General features: G+C 38.8%; 14 protein-coding genes. 12 read left to right on the top strand and 2 right to left on the bottom strand.

Going from position 1 to position 19,769, the window contains the following annotated elements:
• The first annotated feature begins 36 nt into the window (after positions 1–36).
• The 5 genes from UXI14_RS10765 to UXI14_RS10745 all read left to right on the top strand — a co-directional run bounded on the left by UXI14_RS10765 (position 37) and on the right by UXI14_RS10745 (position 4,635).
• Entirely contained in the window at positions 37–510 is a 474-nt protein-coding gene (locus UXI14_RS10765) for a DUF6428 family protein (protein WP_335966144.1), read from the top strand.
• Between the two features lie 18 nt (positions 511–528).
• Positions 529–1,140, top strand: a complete 612-nt coding sequence (locus tag UXI14_RS10760) for a protein-tyrosine-phosphatase (RefSeq protein ID WP_335966143.1) — start codon at positions 529–531, stop codon at positions 1,138–1,140.
• Positions 1,140–2,189 (top strand): ACR3 family arsenite efflux transporter, encoded by a 1,050-nt coding sequence (gene arsB, locus UXI14_RS10755; RefSeq protein ID WP_335966142.1) that lies wholly within the window; start codon positions 1,140–1,142, stop codon positions 2,187–2,189. Before UXI14_RS10760 ends, arsB begins: the two co-directional genes overlap by 1 nt.
• A 76-nt stretch (positions 2,190–2,265) precedes the next feature.
• On the top strand, positions 2,266–3,546 hold the full coding sequence (locus UXI14_RS10750) for a sorbosone dehydrogenase family protein (RefSeq protein WP_335966141.1): 1,281 nt from the start codon (positions 2,266–2,268) through the stop codon (positions 3,544–3,546).
• Between the two features lie 84 nt (positions 3,547–3,630).
• Positions 3,631–4,635, top strand: a complete 1,005-nt coding sequence (locus UXI14_RS10745) for a hypothetical protein (protein ID WP_335966140.1) — start codon at positions 3,631–3,633, stop codon at positions 4,633–4,635.
• A gap of 74 nt (positions 4,636–4,709) precedes the next feature.
• Here UXI14_RS10745 and UXI14_RS10740 read toward each other — a convergent pair whose 3' ends face one another.
• Positions 4,710–5,543 (bottom strand): flagellar motor protein MotB, encoded by an 834-nt coding sequence (locus UXI14_RS10740; RefSeq protein WP_277899204.1) that lies wholly within the window; start codon positions 5,541–5,543, stop codon positions 4,710–4,712.
• Positions 5,544–5,802: 259 nt separating this feature from the next.
• On the opposite strand from UXI14_RS10740, the gene UXI14_RS10735 reads away from it, so the two are divergent.
• From UXI14_RS10735 to UXI14_RS10725, 3 genes are all read left to right on the top strand, one after another.
• Positions 5,803–6,525, top strand: coding sequence for a DUF6090 family protein (locus tag UXI14_RS10735; protein ID WP_277899205.1), 723 nt, complete (start codon positions 5,803–5,805; stop codon positions 6,523–6,525).
• 91 nt (positions 6,526–6,616) lie between these two features.
• Positions 6,617–7,888: an MFS transporter gene (locus UXI14_RS10730; protein WP_335966139.1), complete on the top strand. Its 1,272-nt coding sequence runs from the start codon at positions 6,617–6,619 to the stop codon at positions 7,886–7,888.
• A 178-nt stretch (positions 7,889–8,066) separates the two neighbouring features.
• Complete coding sequence (locus UXI14_RS10725; RefSeq protein WP_335966137.1) at positions 8,067–10,007, top strand: heavy metal translocating P-type ATPase; 1,941 nt, start codon at positions 8,067–8,069, stop codon at positions 10,005–10,007.
• On the opposite strand, the gene UXI14_RS10720 is transcribed toward UXI14_RS10725, so the two are convergent.
• Positions 9,979–10,569 carry a pseudouridine synthase gene (locus tag UXI14_RS10720; RefSeq protein WP_335966136.1) on the bottom strand — a complete coding sequence of 197 codons (591 nt, stop codon included), beginning with the start codon at positions 10,567–10,569 and terminating at the stop codon, positions 9,979–9,981. The genes UXI14_RS10725 and UXI14_RS10720 overlap by 29 nt on opposite strands.
• Positions 10,570–10,839: 270 nt before the next feature.
• On the opposite strand from UXI14_RS10720, the gene UXI14_RS10715 reads away from it, so the two are divergent.
• The 4 genes from UXI14_RS10715 to UXI14_RS10700 all read left to right on the top strand — a co-directional run bounded on the left by UXI14_RS10715 (position 10,840) and on the right by UXI14_RS10700 (position 19,548).
• Positions 10,840–16,989: a DUF2272 domain-containing protein gene (locus UXI14_RS10715; RefSeq protein ID WP_335966135.1), complete on the top strand. Its 6,150-nt coding sequence runs from the start codon at positions 10,840–10,842 to the stop codon at positions 16,987–16,989.
• A 157-nt stretch (positions 16,990–17,146) separates the two neighbouring features.
• Entirely contained in the window at positions 17,147–17,710 is a 564-nt protein-coding gene (locus UXI14_RS10710) for an AAA family ATPase (protein ID WP_335966134.1), read from the top strand.
• Between the two features lie 97 nt (positions 17,711–17,807).
• Positions 17,808–18,182, top strand: coding sequence for a hypothetical protein (locus tag UXI14_RS10705; RefSeq protein WP_335966133.1), 375 nt, complete (start codon positions 17,808–17,810; stop codon positions 18,180–18,182).
• 88 nt (positions 18,183–18,270) lie between these two features.
• Positions 18,271–19,548: a serine hydrolase domain-containing protein gene (locus UXI14_RS10700; protein WP_335966132.1), complete on the top strand. Its 1,278-nt coding sequence runs from the start codon at positions 18,271–18,273 to the stop codon at positions 19,546–19,548.
• The last annotated feature ends 221 nt before the right edge of the window (positions 19,549–19,769 follow it).

Here is a 19,769-nt window from a genome sequence, read left to right as displayed (position 1 = left end):
ATCGTAATATAGCAATAAATAAATAATAAAATTACCATGAAACTATCAGCATTAAAATTAGCATTGCAAAGCAGGGAACAAATTGCTTTTAAATTACCAAACGGGTCATTGGTACCCGCACATTTCCACGTAACTGAAGTAGGGCATATACACAAAAAGTTTATCGATTGTGGAGGAACCGTTCGTGAAGAAAGCCGAATTGGACTTCAATTATGGAGCGCTAATGATTACAACCATAGATTGCACCCAGAAAAATTGATACACATTCTTGAACTATCTGAAAAGGTATTAAAACTGGAGGATCATGAAATTGAAGTAGAATACCAGGGAGAAACCATCAATAAATTTGGGCTGGATATTGAGGGTGATGTTTTTGTCCTTACCGGAACTGAAACAGATTGTTTGGCAAAGGCCGCATGTGGCATACCGCAACAAAAAAAGAAAGTTTCCTTGTCCGACCTTCAAAATGAAAAAAGTACATGTTGTACGCCAGAATCAGGTTGCTGTTAATCAATAAAAAGCTAACAAATGTATTTGAATTTACAAGAAAAAATTGCTGAAATTACTCTGCTTGAGGTTACCAAAGAACGCAAAGAAATACTTAAACCTTTAATTGAGTATGTAAATGTTAATTATTCTAAAAACAAGAGAGTTACAATTAATTTTATTTGTACACATAATTCACGCAGAAGTCATTTGGCACAAGTTTGGGCACAAACCATGGCATATCATTTTGGTATTAAAAAAGTAGCCTGCTATTCGGGAGGGACCGAAGCAACCGCTGTGTTTCCAATGGTGACAAGAACTTTAAAAGAGCAAGGGTTTCGAATACAGACCCTTTCAGAAGGTAAAAATCCGGTATATGCTATTAAATATGCAGAAAATGAACATCCTATAATTGGCTTTTCTAAGCGTTACGACGATGTTTTTAACCCCGAAAATGGTTTTGCGGCCATCATGACATGTTCTCAAGCCGATACCGGGTGTCCTTTTATTGCTGGTGCGGAAAAGAGGATTCCCATTACGTACAACGACCCCAAAGAATTTGATGATTCGCCCGAACAAGCCAAAAAATACATGGAACGTAGCAACCAAATAGCTGTGGAAATGTGGTATGTTTTTTCACAAATTAACAAGTAATGACTCAAGACGGTATACAAAAGCGCACCTTAAGCTTTCTAGATAAAAATCTGACTTTTTGGATATTTGGCGCCATGATTTTAGGAGTTTCTTTAGGGTATTTTTTTCCTATGTTGCCTAATTATATTAATTCTTTTAATCGCGGTACCACAAACATTCCTATTGCAATAGGCTTAATTTTAATGATGTACCCACCATTGGCAAAGGTGAATTATAAACTTTTGCCCAAAGTTTTTAAGGATGTAAAAGTATTGTCCGTTTCTTTAGCATTAAATTGGTTAATAGGCCCTTTTTTAATGTTTTTTTTGGCCATACTATTTTTGCAAGACTATCCAGAATATATGGTAGGCTTAATTCTTATAGGACTTGCAAGGTGCATAGCAATGGTACTGGTATGGAATAATTTGGCAGAGGGGAGTAGCGAATATGGTGCTGGTTTGGTAGCACTTAACAGTATTTTTCAAATATTTGGATATAGTTTTTATGCTTGGCTGTTTATTACCAAGTTGCCTCCGCTTTTTGGTTTGCATGGTGCTATTATAAATATTTCTATTGCAACCATAGCAAAAAGTGTCGCTATTTATTTGGGCATTCCGTTTCTGGCAGGGATAATAAGCAGAAGCATCTTTACTAAAATTAAAGGAGAAGTATGGTACACACAAAAATTTATTCCTTTTATAAGTCCGCTAACGCTCATTGCCTTGCTGTTTACTATTGTTGTTATGTTTTCCCTAAAGGGAGCACTTATAGTTAAAATCCCTAGAGATGTAATGCTAATAGCAATACCACTTATTTGTTATTTTATCGTCATGTTTTTTATAGGCTTTTTTATATGCAAGGTTAGGGGGATTGAATATGATAAAAATGCGGCTATTTCCTTTACTGCCGCCGGCAATAACTTTGAGCTTGCCATTGCGGTTGCAATAGCAATTTTTGGCTTAAACTCCGGGCAAGCGTTTGTAGGTGTAATTGGTCCTTTGGTAGAAGTGCCTGCACTCATTATATTGGTAAGAATTGCCTTTTGGCTCCGTAAGAAATATTATTCGTGAACCTATTTTCAAACTATTCTTTTTAGCTGTACTTTAGTGGTTGTATAACTATTTGTAAAAGCTTAAATTTTTTATTATGAAAAGAACAATAAGTGTTTTATGCTTATCCTTCTTGGTGTTTGCATGTAAGCAAAACCCGAAAAAAGAGGCTTCTGAAGCAACAACTGAAGCCGTAAAAGACAGTACCCCAACCGTGAAAACAGCCATAGGAAGTATGGAATTGCCCGCCCCATATGCTACGCGGTCTATTTCTAAAAACAGTAAAGTGGTAGCCTGGCCCGAAAACAAAACGCCACAGGCACCCGAAGGCTTTACCGTAACCAGATTTGCCGACGGTTTAAAACACCCGCGATGGACATACATAGCCCCCAACGGAGATATTTTTGTTGCAGAAGCAAATACAGGCAAGGACAGTGCCAACCAAATTACACTTTTAAGGGATACCAACAACGATGATGTTGTGGACGAACGGCATGTTTTCCTGGAAGGCCTTCATCAAAATTTTGGAATGCTGGTTTTGGACGGTTATTTTTATGTAGCCAACACCGATGGCTTAATGAGGTTTCCATACAAGGAAGGAGATAATAAAATTACTTCCGAAGGAGAAAAAATAACCGATTTACCAGCTGGTGGCTATAACAACCATTGGACCAGGAACATTATTACAAATGATGCAAAAGATAAAATTTTTGTTTCGGTAGGTTCTGGCAGCAATGCCGGTGAAAATGGTATGGAATATGAAGAAAACCGGGCAGCTATTTTAACGGTAAATCCCGATGGAAGTAATAAAGCTGTTTTTGCCAGTGGTATCAGGAACCCGGTTGGGATGGACTGGAACCCCGTAACAAGAGAACTTTGGACCGCCGTAAACGAACGCGATGGACTGGGTGATAATTTAGTACCCGATTATATTACCAGTGTAAAAAAAGGTGGATGGTACGGCTGGCCGTATAGTTATTATGGGGCTGTAAACGATCAGCGTTGGGAAGAAGACCCACATCAAGATATGGTAAACAAGGCTATTGTTCCCGATGTGCCCGTGGGAAGCCATACCGCTTCATTGGGGCTTGTTTTTTATACCGCCGATCAATTTCCGGGAGAATATAAAAACGGCGCCTTTGTAGGGCAACATGGTTCATGGAACCGTGCCAATTTTTCGGGGTACAAGGTTTTGTTTGTTCCTTTTAAAGACGGGAAACCACAACAGCCAAAAGATTTTTTAACGGGCTTTATTAAAAGTGATGAAGATGCCGAAGTATACGGCCGCCCGGTAGATGTTAGCGTTACGCCAAACGGTGCACTCTTGGTAAATGATGATGATTCTGGAATTATCTGGAAAGTAACGGCCAATAAATAACAAAAATTAATTTTAAGACTGCTTCTTAAATAACTTTTCAAAACGTTTAAGAAGCAGTTTTGTTATAATATACCATATACCCCAATGCGCATTTATTTTATAGTTTTTCTTTTATTTAGCGGAAGTTTTTATATAAGGGCTCAAGATTACACTAGAGCGTCCGATTTTAAGGAATATTATCCAATTGCCGAGCGGCCTTATATTATGGGCGGCGTAGGCAATAACCCATACGAAACCATGCTTTTTGATGCCAAACCAGTGGTTTATTACAGTTTTTATAACGATATCAGAAAAGCGCTCAGCAGTGATACCATTACGCCGGGATATGCTGTATATGCAAGTTTTCAGCCACAGCTTAGGATGTACAACGAGACCTCCAAGCCTATCAAAACGCCATCATATAAAATTTTATTTGGATGGCAGCCCATTATTAAAACCCAAGAAAACAACTTTTTAACTTTAGCTATCGAAAGCGGTCATTATTCCAATGGGCAGTCTAAAAGCGCCTTTAGTGAAGCGTATGATGACGAATCTGAGGAAAGCAAGGAAATTTATAAAACAATTACGGATAATACGGATTTGTCTGAAATGTTAAACAGGCAAAGTGGTAATTTTTCAACCAACCTTACACGATTGTCCATAAACTACCGTATCAATCATTTTGATAAAAATAACAGGCCTAATCGCATCCACTCTTTTACATTGGCTTATCAATTATATCATGATAGGTTTTTGGGCATATTTAATTTTGGTGGGTACAATCCAGAAGATATAGATATCTATGGAAGGCACCAATTGGAATTTAAGTATGAATATTCTGCTTATTGGAACAAAATGAGGTATGTTGTGGGGCAGGATGTTTTTGTTCATTTTGGGGCACATCCATCTACCGAACCTTACAGGGTGCAATCAAGGGCGATTTTATTTCCATGGGATACCGATTTAGGGTTTATAGCTCAATTTTCGGCCGGGTTTGATGATTATAACTATCGTTTTGTAGATAGTTACGCCCGGTTCTCGGTTGGAATTACCTGGGATTGGTTTACTCCTTTTATCATAAAGCCCTCCAAACCAAAAGGCTCCAAATAAAAAACGCCTTATTTATCAAAAAATAAGGCGCTTGAATTTAAAGTGTGTGCTAATTCATTCTAATTCATCATTGCTTAATCATTAGAAGCCATTAGGGCAAAGAACTTGTTTATATTTGGTAACAATACAATGCGTGTTCTTCTATTTTTGGCCCTGTCTTCTTTGGTATCGTTGCTTACAAGCGGTTGAAATTCCCCTCTCCCGGAAGCAATCATTTTTTCTGGAGATACGTTAAACTGGTCCTGTAATTTTCTAACAACCGAAGTAGCCCTTAAAACACTTAAGTCCCAGTTGTCCTCAACTTTTGCGTTGTGTATGCTTCTGGCATCGGTATGTCCTTCTACCATTACTTCGATGCTTGGCTCCGAATTAATCACATCGGCCAATTTTTGAAGGATATCGTCGGCCTTGTTGCTTACGCGGTAGCTTGCCGTATTGAATAGTAATTTATCTGAAATGGAAATCATTACAACGGTTTCATCAATGTCGATAGCAATATCTTCATCTTCGTTAAGGCTACTGTTGCTCATTGATTTTTGAAGGTTGTATGAAATGGCCAAATTCATGGAATCTTTTAAGGTCTCGGCACCGCTAAGCAAAGAAGGGTCTACGTTTTGCAAAGTTTTGCGCATTTCCTTTTTGGTGTTTTCAGAAATAACCGCAGCATCGCCAACAGTAACAAATTGACTATTGTTTTCCTCTGTCAGGCTGCTTATTTTATTGTTGTACTCATCGACCCTTTGTTGAATTTCGGCAAATTTGCCTTCGAGCTCTTCGTTTTCAACCTGGCTTTTTTGTAGCTGACTTTGAAGTTCGCTATTTTGGTCCTGTAGTTCAACATATTTCTTTTTCGATACGCACGACGTCAATAATGCTATCGTTATTAAAGTTATTGCTGTTTTTTTCATAATGTTATTTTAAGTGATTCTGATATATCTACGGTTGTATGCATAAAATAGATTATTAAAAAAAAGTTAAAATGATACAATTCAACTGAAGTATCCTGCTTTTTATCGATGTAAAACCAACGCTGGACCTTGTATAAGAATATGTTTTTCAAGTAATTAATTTTTGGTTTTCCCGCATTAAGGTTATAAGAAATATCTTAACTTGCCAATTCGTTTTTATCGTAATTTTTTAGACTTTTTTAAATACAAATCCGCTTAAATGATAAAATTCTTCAAAAACAAACGGAAAGAATTCCTTAAAAAGGACAAGCTTGTCAATTACCTTAAATATGCCTTTGGGGAAATAATTTTAGTGGTGGTAGGGATATTAATTGCTGTCTCCATTAATAACTGGAACGAAGACCGGAAACAAAAAAAGAATATAAACAATATATTGGCCATCGTGGCAGAAGATATTAAAAACGATACCATTGAAGCAAATAAAATCCTTAAATCTTATAATGATAAAAAGGCTTATTTTTTGAAGATTATGAACGATGGGTATACAAAAGAAGAATTTATGGATTGTAAATCGTGTCCGTATTTAATTACCAACTCGTATCCGTTTACCATAAATAAGAGGGGCTACGACCTCCTAAATGAGTATGCCGATTATTCTGAAGCCAATCAAGACAGTTTGGTATTCCAAATTAATAACTTCTATACTACATCCATTCAAAACGTAAACAGGATACACAACTTTATAGATGATGATATACGGAGCAATATGAAGGAATGGAGCGACAAATACCCATGGTTTTTAAAATTATTCAATGGGGAAATAGACAAAAACAGTTACGATTACTTTTATGCAGACCCAATTTATAAAAATAAAGTAGTGTATCATTATGCGCTTATTTATAGAAGTTTTATTCCGGTTTTGGAAGGGTTTAATGAGAAAAGTAAAGTATTGCTGGAAAAAATAGACGGCCGTTTAAAATAAATTAAGGGTAAAGATCATCCTCAATTGTTTTTCATATATGTACCTTTGCTATTTTTTAAAATGTTTATAATATTCTTTAACAATTTTACTTGTGAAAAAGAACGATCCCTACGCAGCATTACGTTACAAAGAGTTTAATATATTTCTTATTGTTAGGTTTGCCATGGTATTTGCCTGGTCCATGCAGTTTGTGGTCATAGAATGGGAAGTGTACAGCATTACCAAAGACCCGCTTTCACTGGGTATTATTGGGCTCATGGAAGTAATCCCGGCGGTTTCGCTGGCATTGTTTGCCGGCCATATTGTTGACCAAAAGGAAAAGCGGAACCTGTTGATAAAATGTATTTTGGGTTTTTCTGTAATTAGTTTAGGCCTGTTTTTGCTTACTTGGCCTACCGTCGTGGGCGGATGGTCTACTAAATTGGTGTTGTATGCCATTTATTTTTTAGTGTTTCTTGGCGGTATTGTACGTGCCTTTTTAGGTCCCACTATTTTTTCGTTATTTTCATTGATCGTGCCTAAAAAAGTATATCCAAACGCGGCCACATGGAGCAGTTCGGTATGGCAAATGGGTGCGGTTTTGGGACCTGCTTTGGCAGGTTTTAGTATTAATTGGATTGGCGTGCATTGGTCTATGTGCCTTATCTTTGGCTTCTCGCTCATTGCTTTTGTCAATCTGTTGCAAATTCCCATAAAACCAATATTAAACCCTAAAATTGGTGAGAACGTATTTAAAAGCTTACGCGAAGGCGTAAAATTTGTGTTTACTACCAAAATAATCCTTGGTGCAATTACCTTGGATATGATTGCCGTTCTTTTTGGCGGGGCAGTTGCGCTGCTTCCTGTTTTTGCACAGGATATTTTGCATGTGGGCTCTCAAGGGTTTGGTATTCTTCGTGCCGCACCGGCCGTAGGTGCCTTGATAACCATGTTTACTTCGGCATATTTTCCGTTGAACAAAAGTGCAGGGATGAAGCTTTTGGGCGCCATATTCGGGTTTGGGATTTGTATTATCGTGTTCGGACTTTCAACTTGGTTCTGGGTTTCTGTACTGGCGCTGTTCTTTAGCGGGGTTTTCGATGGTATTTCAATGATTATCCGCCAGACCATTCTTCAGCTCCGTACTCCAGACCACATGCGGGGCCGTGTGGCTTCGGTAAATTCTATGTTTGTAGGTTCTTCAAACGAATTGGGTGCCTTTGAAAGTGGTTTAACCGCCCGGTTAATGGGTACGGTAACAGCCGTGGTTTTTGGGGGTACAATGACACTTGTTACGGTATTGACAACGGGAATTGTTTCTCCTGCATTTAGAAAATTGGACTTGCGTAAAGACATTGCCGAAAGTGAAAACGAGGACGGATAAAAGTAAGTGCCTTCACTTAAAATAGTTTAAGGGTTTCAAGTTTCTGGTTTCAGGTTTTTAGTTTAAAGGCTCCAGAAAAAGCAGCTTCTTTTGCAATTCCATTGCACTACATGCTTGTATATCTTTGTTTTTCAATTGATAAAATAGTGTGGAATTGGCTTCAAAAGAAAAAATTCAAATGAAAGACTTGCAAAAGGATTGCTGTGGAAACGGCGACCATAATCATGATTCTCACGAACATGAACATGGCGGCGACCCAAATGCATTGAAAACGTATCTTCCTGGTATTGTTAGTTTTGTTATGCTAATTGCGGGAATATTGTTGGATTATTTCAATATTTCTTTTTTTAAAGGATGGATACGTATTGCCTGGTACGTTCTTGCATATTTTCCCGTGGGACTTCCTGTAATTAAGGAAAGCATAAACAGTATTAAAAAAGGCGATGTATTTACCGAGTTTTTTTTAATGACCATTGCAACTTTGGGAGCTTTTGCCATAGGCGAATATCCCGAAGGCGTCGCGGTCATGCTTTTTTATACGGTTGGCGAACTGTTCCAGAGTGCTGCCGTAAACCGTGCCCGCGGAAACATAAAGGCGTTGCTGGACGTGCGCCCTCAAGCGGCCACTGTATTTAGGAACCGAAATTACAGCACCGTTAATCCGGAGAAGGTTGAAGTTGGCGAGAAAATTCAAGTAAAAGTAGGTGAGAAAATTCCGTTGGACGGGGTTTTGTTAACCGATAAAGCTTCTGTAAACACTGCTGCAATTACTGGTGAAAGTAAGCCTGATGCCCTAAAAAAGGGGGAGAAGGTTTTTGCTGGAAGTATCAATTTGGAAAATGTTATAGAAATTGAAGCTACAAAAGCATTTAAAGACAGTTCTGTGGCACGCATTCTGGAAATGGTAGAAAACGCAACGGCCAGAAAGTCCAAAACCGAATTGTTCATCAGAAAATTTGCACGTATTTATACGCCCATTGTAGTGTTTGCGGCGATTGGACTCACTTTTATTCCGTACTTTTTTGTTTCTTCTTATGTTTTTGAAGACTGGTTGTACCGGGCACTTATTTTTTTGGTAATTTCTTGCCCGTGTGCCCTGGTAATTTCCATTCCGCTTGGTTATTTTGGCGGATTGGGAGCGGCTTCCAAAAACGGAATTTTATTCAAAGGTGCTTCCTATTTAGATGCCATTACAACAATCAATACGGTGGTAATGGACAAAACGGGCACCGTTACGCATGGTGTTTTTAATATTCAGCAGATAAAACCAGAAGAACTGCCTGAAGATGAGTTTATGAATTATTTAATTGCACTGGAAAAACAATCTACGCACCCAATAGCAAAAGCAATTAGTAGTTACAATCTGAAAACCGACTTGTACAAGGCCACCCAAGTTGAAGAAATCTCTGGAAAAGGCCTAAAAGGAACTGTAAACAATAAAGTTGTATTGGCGGGGAACAAAGAGTTAATGAAAGCCCATAAAATTGCTTTACCTAAAGATGTTGAAACTATTGTGGAGACCGTAGTTTTTGTTGCTATTGACGCTCAATATGCGGGCTTGGTTGTTATTGCAGACGAGGTAAAAGAAGATGCCGCGAAAACAATTTCCGGATTGCACAACGTTGGCATTCAAAAAATAATGATGCTCTCCGGAGACAAAAATAGCATTACGCAAAAAGTAGCTTCGCAGTTAAAAATTGATGCGGCCAAAGGCGGGTTATTGCCCGAAGATAAATTGCAAGAAGTAGAAATCCTTAAAAAAGAAGCCAATACCAAAGTTGCCTTTGTTGGCGATGGCATTAACGATGCACCTGTATTAGCGGCCAGCGATGTTGGAATAGCCATGGGCGGACTGGGAAGCGACGTAGCCATAGAAACCGCCGATGTAATTATACAAACCGATCAGCCTTCCAAGATTTCAACGGCCATAAAAATTGGTAAATCCACACGAAAAATTGTTTGGCAAAATATAATTTTGGCATTTGGCATAAAACTTATTGTCTTGATAATGGGAGCTGGCGGCATTGCTACCATGTGGGAAGCCGTTTTTGCCGACGTTGGCGTTGCCTTTTTGGCAATTTTAAATGCAATTAGATTACAGCGGATGCAATGGAACTAAGCGTTTCCACATCGCCAGGCTGTAAGTTTTCTAAATAAATATCACCAATACGCACGCGTACCAGCCGCAGGGTAGGGAACCCCACCGCAGAAGTCATTTTTCGCACTTGGCGGAATTTCCCTTCGGTAATTATAATACTTATCCAAGTGGTTGGTCCGTGGCGTTCATCGCGTATTTTCTTTTTTCGGGTTGGTAGGGAAGGAGTATCAATTTGCTTTGCCTTACAAGGTTTTGTTAAGTATTTTTCCCCTTTTACCCCAATTTTAACGCCGTTGCACAAGGTTTCAATGGCTTCATTGGTAATGGCACCATCAACCAAGGTATAATATTCTTTTTCAATGCCGCTTTGGTTAACGGTGTTGCTTAGCTTTCCGTCTGTAGTCATCAGTAAAAGCCCTTCCGATTTTTCATCGAGCCTTCCAATGGGCATAATTCCATCCGGGAAATTGTACAGGTCTTTTAAAAAACGCTTTTTGCGGGCTTGGCGCTCATCGTTACTGTACATTTGACTTATGTAACCATATGGTTTGTAAAGTTTAAAATGTGTGTGGGATTTTGCCATTTTATGTAAAAACTGAGCTTTTATGTTAAAAACTTACGCCGAAATTACTAAAAATATCCAGTACGGGGTTCTTCCCTAGGAAAAATCCCTTTTTTAAATAGGTAACACCCTGTTACATAGTCTTTTTAAGTTGCATACATTCGTAATGTTCAAAAAGAAAAGTTTGCCTAAACTATTTCTACTACTACATTTTTTTAAAAACCCGACCCCGTTTTTAACACTGCTCTTTTTTAAAATTTGTTCGATCAAAATAAACTAAACAAATATATTATGGCTTCCGTTCAATTCAGTTTCACATCAGAAGGCGATAATCGTCAACCAGAATTCAATAGTATTATAATTGAAGTAAATATCCCGAAATTTTCGTATAACATTAGTCGGAGTCAGATTTTCCGTTACGCAAGCGGTTTCGAATCTTTTAAGGTTTCGCATGATGTTGAAGACGAAACGTATAAAGTAAACGTGCCGTTAAATAAATTAACGGGGACGGAAATGGAGGACATTTACGGGTTTTTCCTATATCATTTTATAAATATTTTAAAAGAAGAGGGCGTTAATATCAACGATTATTCGTTCAAGTTTACAATTACGACCAAGGACGATTTAAATCAAATTATTTCTACCAAGGAATTTGAAGGGATTTATTATTCGAAGTCGCTCTATTCGTCTGATTTTGACAGAAAATACCATCAAGAAGAATACGGAAGATTTCTAAGCACTTATGGCGACATTAATTCTAAAAAGAAAGACGCACTAAACGTAAAGGGGCTTGCTAACTTGGCCGATCAATACAATAAACGTGTTTTTATAATAAATAAGGAAGCTTACGAGCTGTTTAAATATATTTTTGATGCTATTTATCCAGAAAGGAATGTTTCTGATGATTTTGTGCTTAATTTCATACAAATTCTCGTAGACCTTAATGGCGAACACCCAAAACTAACCGAAGCCGAATTTACTATTGGATACACGCAATTGGCCGATTTCCTTAAAAAAACCGAATATAACATCAGCAAAGAATTTTTTGATTATTTAAAGGAAAATTTCAACAAATTGTTCGATTTCCCCATTGCTATTCCTGAAATTCAAACCTTGACCATTGGAGGAAAACTGGAAATTATTTCAGAAGAAGAAGTAGTTCAGGGGGATTTGGATTTTTACGATTTGTCGGTCGAATATTTACAGGTAAACGGAACCCCCAAGATTTTAAAATACAATTGGACCGAAGCAGGAAATACCATTGACGATAATACCATTGATTTTAACTTTAATGATGACGAACCATTATTGATCAATAATATCTCCGGGCCAGTTTCGGTAAAGGTAAAAGGGTACGATGGTGCTGTTCTTTGGGAAGAAAAATTCAATAAAGATAACGACGAGCTTCAAAACCTCGATATAAAAATACGCAAATACCCCGCCGGTACCATTGAAGTAGATCCGCAAACCGGAAAACCAAAAAGTACCAAACGGTTGCGGGGAAAAGTGCTTCAGAATGGAGATAAGTATAATTTAAACGAGCTTACGGTAATTGTTCAGGCAAAAAAAGACGGCGACGAACTGTACAGGATCGTAGGTTCTGCAACCACCGATAAATCGGGGAACTTTTCGTTGGATTATCCTTATGGCGATTATATAGAGGCCCAGGCAATGGTATCGTTAATGCCAAATAGTCCGGTAGATTTGGTTGTAAATCCCGATGATTCCAACGAAACCATTTCAGACGATTTTATTTTCTTGCTTTTAATAGATGAGGAAGTGGTGGTAACCAATACCGAAACCGACGAACACGATGATTGCGATTGCCATGCTACCAAAAAGGCAAAGAGACTGCCCGACCAGGCAGATCTTATTAATTCAGACGAGTATACCCAGGATATTGGCGGTTCCTGCATCAACCTTTCCACCCCAAATAGAACTTTACGCGAATATAGTTACAATGCCATTGTGCGTATATCCGACCCCGAAGTGGCAAATTATGTGTTGCAAAAAGTAAATTTCCGGGGAAAAATACAGTACAATTTAGTAGGCGGAAGAAAAACGCTTGACCGGAAAGAAGTAGACCTGGACAACCCAATTCGCTGGGAAGACGCCCCCGATGCCAAAGAAAACCTGTCCATGTACCAAGCTGTTACGGTGGCTACGGGGCATATACTTCATTATAAATCGGTTTTTAAAGCCGATGGTTACTCGTTGGGAGATTTGGTATATTCATTGCCATTGGCGCCCGGGCAGAAAAAACAAATTGTGGTGTTCGAGTCGTCTCATTCCCTTTCCGGAGCCGAGTCGCAATCCATCTCACAAGGAGAGAGCCTTTCGGCAGAATTGATTAGCGACCGCTTCATTACCGATCAATTAAGTGGAGGTATTAACGAAAACATGAGCGGTAGGAGCAAGGCCCATACCTCGGGAATGTCGGCAGGTTTGGGCGTTGGGGTTTCCTACGGCGGCATTGGTGCTTCTTTGGGGGTTGCCGGAGGTTTTTCAAATTCAAATTCGTCTGCCTCTCAAAACAGTTCAAGGAATATCTCTCAGTTTTTTGGGGAAAAGCTAAGGCAATCGTTAATGCAAAATGCAGAAAGCTACAGGCAATTAAATGCATCTGTGGTAACAACGGTTACCGAAGGGCAAGACTATGGGGTAACGGCCGAGACCATTGCCAACCATAACCATTGCCATTCCCTTACCATGATGTATTTTGAAGTGTTGAGGCATTATGCAATATACCAAGAGCTCAGCCATGTAGAAGAGTGTGTGTTCGTGCCCTTGTTAATGACCAATTTTTCAACAGAAAACATTCATAAATGGAAAGACATTTTGGCACAGAACCTATTGCCAATTCCTTCAAATACATATTTAAGGACATTTTCTTTTTTAAGGAGACAGCACCCTTTATTAAAAGCTTTTGATGCCAACGAACGCATAAAAACAAATTACGCAAGGGTAGATTTTCCAGACCAGACCTATGCCGATGAAGTTATAACAGAACTTACCGGATATATGAAACTGAATATCCATATTCCAAGGCCCAAAACCCGGTTTGACAGAATCCTGTCTTTCCCCGTAATAAAAACAAAGGTAACTGTAGATGCGGGTGTAGATGTACCGGGCACCATACGCCAAAACATCAAAGACACCATTGTGGGGGCAGTGGTTCCCTGTGCTGCAAAAGGCCCAAGTATAAAAAGGAATACCACAACTACCGAAGTTTTAACCCGGGGACAGATATTTGATATGTTTATGACCTTGGATGCTAATTATGAAACTGTTCCTCCCGCTCAATGTATCCGTGTTAATTTTGATGGATCCAATGGGGTAAATGTATTTAAGAATTTTATCAGCATTGTTTTTGATGGTGACGATGTTCCAACCCAAATGGATTTCTTTGCAGGAATGGAAAAAGAGAAAAAGCTTTGGGAAGCATATGCCAAGATATTGGATATGGACCTTGAAGAACTTTTTAGTTATTTTAATGGAAATGTAATTGCCGATTGGGACAGGATATTTAACGAACACATAGCACCGCAAATTGTAAGCAACTTGATAAAAGACAATATTGGAAGTGGTGGGGCAAGGGTTTCCATTACGCCACTTGGTGATGTGGACCTTACGGAAGAGCAAAAATATAAAGGAGGGAATAGGATATTAAAATATTACATAAAAGATAACGGCCTTCCCACAAACAAAACCCGTAAATCCATTGATGAAATAGAAATTGATTTCACTTCGCCGTTAACCGGGGAATATCACGATCTGTTTTTTAATTACGTAACCTTTAAACTAGATAGCATCCAGATTAATTACAGAAGCGATTACCATTCATCAACTTTGGTAAACAGGCGGCTTGTAAACGACTTACATGATGATGTACCGAATATCAATACGCCATTGAATTCACTCGAAAAGAAAAACCCCAGAAAAGAAGATGAATACCTTGTAAACGAGCTCATTGAGCATTTAAACAGTAATTTAGAGCATTACAATAAAATATTGTGGTCAAATTTGGATCCGGACAGACGGTACATGCTCCTCGACGGCTTCAATATACAAACATATACTTCAACAGGACATAAATCGGTGATGCGCAGCTTGGCATCGGTGGTAAAAAACGAATTGACTACCATTACGGGGAATTCTTTGGTTTTTCCAGTAGCCGAAGGATACCGCGTAGGAAGAAACAACATGCTTGAAGAAATTGGCGATAATGTATTTATAGAAACATCGTTGTTTGATTATTACAAGCCCCTTACCCCAATACCTCCATATAGGGTAAGTGTGCCAACCCGTGGCGTATTTATGGAAGCCATACAAGGCAATTGCGATGCCTGCGAAATGGTAAAAGAAAACTCATCTCAGGATTGGGATAAGTTTAGGACCGAAGAGCCTACTTCAATAGCTCCTGTGGTAACCCCAACGCCAACCGTAACCGAATACAAGCCCGAGTATAAAGATTTTGCCCCTCCAATGGTAAATATACAAAATGCGCCCGATGCTCCGGCACCGGGGGCCGGCTTATCCCAATTGTCAGAATTGTTAGGGAAATCAGGCGTGTTTAACGATATTACCGGATTGGCAGGAAATCAGGAAAATGCCATGAAAACCTATCTTTCCAATCAGGAAAATGCAAAGGCTTTTGCAGAAATGGCAAAAAGCCTGGCAACCCAGCAACACAATACCCAAAATTCACAAAACATTGCCGATGGTATTTCGCAGGCACGCCGTGATGGTAATATAAGCGATGAGGACGCACAAAATTTAACGCGTCAACATTTGCAACAGCAAATAGACGGAGGGGAAAGCGCAAGGGAAACTCAGCAATTTGAGCGCGAACAAAGTAGGCCTTCATTATCCCAAACAGCTTCCGATGCCGTAAACCGTGGTCAATCTGTACAGGCACAGCGTACCGATGCCGATGGCACCCATGAATCTATAAGCGTAAGGCCACCCGAAGGCTCTCAACCTGTTAACGTAAATTATACTGTTGAAGGGTTAATACAGCCGTCTATGGGTTGTTGGGCAACGGTAGCTACCATGATGATGAATTGGAAATTACACAGCTCGAACCCAATTCCGGAAATACTAAGAATGGCCGGAGAAAATTTGACCCCGCCAAACGAAAATTACTATGTAACTATGTTCGACAATGCTACCGGGTTAGCAGCATCAGAAAAAAATCAATTTATAAGCGCGTTGAACATGCAGGCCATGCCACCGGCAAGTTATACAATTCAGCAATATTACGAGTGGTTAAGCAATTATGGACCATTATGGATTACTATAGATGCCGATCCTACAGGTGGGTTCTCGCCGCATGCATTGTTGCTATTTGGAATGTCTGGAGATTTAAACAATCCAGACGATGTTACCTTTAAATTTATAAATCCTCAGGACGGGCAAGAACAATTTGAGTATTTTGATGATTTTATTGAAATGTTCGAACAAATGGCTACAGACAACTCTGGAGACCTGTTTCTACAAGTGGTAAGATTTAATGAAAGACTTTCCTTGGTTTCTGAAGGGCAAGCTTCGGGGGCGGGAAATCAATGGGATATCCCTGCCGATACCGTTATGAATTTTGCCATACAGGTAGCCCATGATGAATTTAATACTTGGTGGACAGGAGGTTTATTGGACAATAATAATGACGGCATAGAAAAAGTTACGGAATATTGGTTGCCTTTCTATTCTGTTTCTGGTGCCGAAAGCACCGCAAGGCAAACAGAGCCCAGTCAAGTAGCGTGGAGTGCTGCATTTATTTCTTATTTATTATTAAGGGGCTATTTGCATGCCGTTGTAGCCAATTATCCAGAATTGGCTACACACAATGGCTTGGACCTAGAAGATTACAACACGCTAAGCAATACCCAAAAACGAACACTTTTGCGCCATGCAAAAGATAATTTGGAAAGGTTGGGAATCTTTAAAGCCGGCGGAAACCATGTAAGGTACATTGCTCAAAGTATGCAATTACAGCATAATTCCATTACTTTACTGGACCCAACCACAGAACCCGTACAATTGGGAGATTTAATACTAAACGGTCGGGATGGAGCTACATATAGCATTAATGGCAATGGTAGGATTAGCCCGTCCAGTGGCTCCAGCCATGTGGATGTTGTAGTTGAGATAATTCAAATTGAAGATGCCAATTTTGCAAGGCTTGTGGGTGGAAACACTACAAATACTTCAGATAGGGTAGCGTATAAATTAAGGCCGCTTGATAGTGCTGGGCGATTGATAAACGAAAGTAGCCTGAATGATGTTCCCATGGATGCATTAGGGCAAAATGTAAGAGACCACATGAGCGCATTAAGCAGCGGTTATTATTCCATTAGCGATGTCTCTGGCATAATAGAAGGAGCCAATGCATATGAACGCATTATTATAGGCGAAACAAATATAATTGCTAGATTTACATAATTTTAATGGTATACCATTATTGCTTCAATTAGAACTCGTCTTAACTTTTTTAATCAACCCACCAGAATAACCCTTGTCGGGCAGGGTGGAAAGAGTTAAGATGAGTTTATAATAAAAAAAACTACAAGCCTATGAGTGCCTTCAACAAATTAAAACAATGAACTTAACTATAAACAACAATTTTTTTGTTATTACCGGCGGGCCCGGTGTTGGAAAAACAACGTTGCTTAATGAACTAAAAAATAAAAATTTGGTTGTTGTACCCGAGATAGCAAGAGAACTTATAATTGAGCAGAAGCATAATAATGGAGAAGCCCTTCCATGGAAAAACACAGAATTGTACAAACAATTACTATTTGACCGATATATTAAAAGCTATAAAGAAGTTGAAAAGGAACATGCCGGTTCTGTTCCGGTTTTCTTTGATCGTGGGTTTCTGGACACGCTTTGCTATGCCAAATTGATTAATTCAAAAATAAACGGGCACATGCACGGGTACGGTAAAAAATTACGGTACAACAAAAACGTTTTTATACTTCCGCCGTGGAAAGAAATATACATAACCGATGGCGAAAGAAAACAAAATTGGGAAGAAGCTTTATTGACCTTCAAGAAAATGGCAGAGACGTACAAAGAATATGATTATACCATTAATGAAGTCCCAAAGAAAAGTCCAAGCGAAAGGGCTAATTATATTTTAAAATGCATTAATACCCAGTGAATTAATAAAAACAACACAATGTATAACTTATTTTGATTAACGGGGCAATCGTTTAGATTTTTATTATCTTTATGCTATAACACCAATTAAGGATAACATGAAAAAGTTACTTTTTATAGCATTAATAATGCTTCAGTTTTCTGTATCGGCACAAGAAGAAACAGCCCCACAAAATATGTCTTATAACGATATGTTGAACAAACAGGTAGAACAGCTTCAGCTAACAGGTGCCGAAAAGGACAGTTTTATAAGCATCAGCAAAAAATACTATGACAAGGCAGTTGAAGTAAAAAACAGCAGTGTTTCCAGAAACGAAAAATTTCAAGAACTAAAATCGCTCATGAAGGGTAAGGACGATGAGCTTCAAGCAGCCCTTTCCCCTGCAAGTTATAGCACTTACAAAGAAATGCAGAAAGAAAACAGGGAAAAGGTAAAAAGAGCCTATAGGCATTTAAATGCCATTCAGGAATAATATTTATAAGTGGATATATTGTTGTTGACTTTTTTAAAAGTAAATAAAACACTTAATTTGTAAGTGAAATCCATAATTAATATTCAAAATGAAGGTTAAAAAATATGCATCCATGTTGATGCTTTTTGTGGCAATAATTAACCTAAGTGTACTATCTGCCCAAACACTGCCCGAAACAAGTCCTGAAGCTGTTGGAATATCTTCAAACCGACTTACTTATTTAACCAAAACCTTTAACGATTTTGTAAAAGACGATGCCTTGCCGGGTTCTGTTTTATTAGTGGCAAGACATGGAAAAATAGCCTATTACAAAGCTTTTGGTAAAAAGGATATCGAGAAAAATGTTCCTATGAAGAAAACCGATATGTTCCGTATAGCTTCTCAAACAAAAGCCATTGTAAGCGTTGGGATCATGATGTTGCAGGAACAGGGAAAACTATCCATTACAGATGAGGTGGGAAAATACATTCCAGAGTTTAAAAAAACAACGGTTGCCGTTGCCAAAGAAGACGGCTCTTATAATGTGGTAGCTGCCAAAAGAGCCATTACACTACGCGATTTATTAACGCATACCTCGGGGATTGGATATGGTAACGGTATTGCAGCCGATAAATGGAAAGAAGCCGGGATTCAAGGCTGGTACTTTGCCGATAGAAAAGAACCTATTTTGGAAACCGTAAAAAAAATGGGGAACCTTCCTTTTGATGCCCAGCCCGGTGAACAGTTTGTATATGGGTATAGCATTGATATTTTAGGTGCCATTATTGAAGTCGTTTCAGGAGAAACATTAAATGACTTTTTACATACGAACATTTTGGGGCCTTTAAAAATGAACGATACCTATTTTTATTTACCAAAAGACAAAAAAGACAGGCTTGCCGTGGTATATTCCCCTTCTGGAAACGGATTGGAAAAAGCCCCAAATCCCGGTGGGATGGTAGGCCAGGGAGCCTATGTAGACGGCCCCCGAACAAGTTACTCGGGCGGTGCCGGATTAGTAAGCACGGCCAGCGATTATGCACGCTTTTTACAAATGATGCTCAATAAAGGAACGTTAAACGGTGCCCGTATATTATCGAGAAAATCGGTTGAATTAATGACTGTAAACCATCTTAGAAACGTTAAGTTTCCCTGGGCAGACGGCACGGGCTTTGGCCTGGGCTTTACGGTGGTAGAAGACCTTGGTGCAAGGGGAACAATGGGCTCTGTTGGCGAATATGGATGGGGCGGGGCATATCATTCTACCTATTGGGTCGACCCAAAAGAAGATATGGTTGTGGTTTATTTAACACAAGTCATCCCTACAAAAACCATGGAAGATCATGAAAAACTACATTCGTTAATTTATCAGGCTTTAGAGGAATAAGAAAGGGTTTGAAAATAATGGACTTATAAATTTGCTGCATATAATAAATGTAGATAGTAATGAATGTAAACTCGGAGTTTTATAATCATTTAGGTTTTTTATTTGGTAGTATTGGCGTAATTCTTGGCGTTTTCTTTGGAATTATCATGATATTTCGCAAAGGAAAATTTACTGCCAACGCAAACATTTTTTTGGGTCTTTACCTACTTTGTTTCGGCTTG

The sequence above is a fragment of the Galbibacter sp. PAP.153 genome, from assembly GCF_037029175.1.
Classification (GTDB): Bacteria; Bacteroidota; Bacteroidia; order Flavobacteriales; family Flavobacteriaceae; genus Galbibacter; species Galbibacter pacificus.
This window is presented reverse-complemented; position numbering and strand designations above follow the sequence as displayed.

Bases quoted from the DNA above. Each gene is read 5' to 3' on its own strand.
- UXI14_RS10735 (WP_277899205.1), top strand. From the start codon at position 5,803: ATGATAAAATTCTTCAAAAACAAACGGAAAGAATTCCTTAAAAAGGAC.
- arsB (WP_335966142.1), top strand. From the start codon at position 1,140: ATGACTCAAGACGGTATACAAAAGCGCACCTTAAGCTTTCTAGATAAA.
- UXI14_RS10745 (WP_335966140.1), top strand. From the start codon at position 3,631: ATGCGCATTTATTTTATAGTTTTTCTTTTATTTAGCGGAAGTTTTTAT.
- UXI14_RS10710 (WP_335966134.1), top strand. From the start codon at position 17,147: ATGAACTTAACTATAAACAACAATTTTTTTGTTATTACCGGCGGGCCC.
- UXI14_RS10760 (WP_335966143.1), top strand. From the start codon at position 529: ATGTATTTGAATTTACAAGAAAAAATTGCTGAAATTACTCTGCTTGAG.
- UXI14_RS10740 (WP_277899204.1), bottom strand. From the start codon at position 5,543: ATGAAAAAAACAGCAATAACTTTAATAACGATAGCATTATTGACGTCG.
- UXI14_RS10725 (WP_335966137.1), top strand. From the start codon at position 8,067: ATGAAAGACTTGCAAAAGGATTGCTGTGGAAACGGCGACCATAATCAT.
- UXI14_RS10715 (WP_335966135.1), top strand. From the start codon at position 10,840: ATGGCTTCCGTTCAATTCAGTTTCACATCAGAAGGCGATAATCGTCAA.
- UXI14_RS10705 (WP_335966133.1), top strand. From the start codon at position 17,808: ATGAAAAAGTTACTTTTTATAGCATTAATAATGCTTCAGTTTTCTGTA.
- UXI14_RS10765 (WP_335966144.1), top strand. From the start codon at position 37: ATGAAACTATCAGCATTAAAATTAGCATTGCAAAGCAGGGAACAAATT.
- UXI14_RS10750 (WP_335966141.1), top strand. From the start codon at position 2,266: ATGAAAAGAACAATAAGTGTTTTATGCTTATCCTTCTTGGTGTTTGCA.
- UXI14_RS10720 (WP_335966136.1), bottom strand. From the start codon at position 10,569: ATGGCAAAATCCCACACACATTTTAAACTTTACAAACCATATGGTTAC.
- UXI14_RS10700 (WP_335966132.1), top strand. From the start codon at position 18,271: ATGAAGGTTAAAAAATATGCATCCATGTTGATGCTTTTTGTGGCAATA.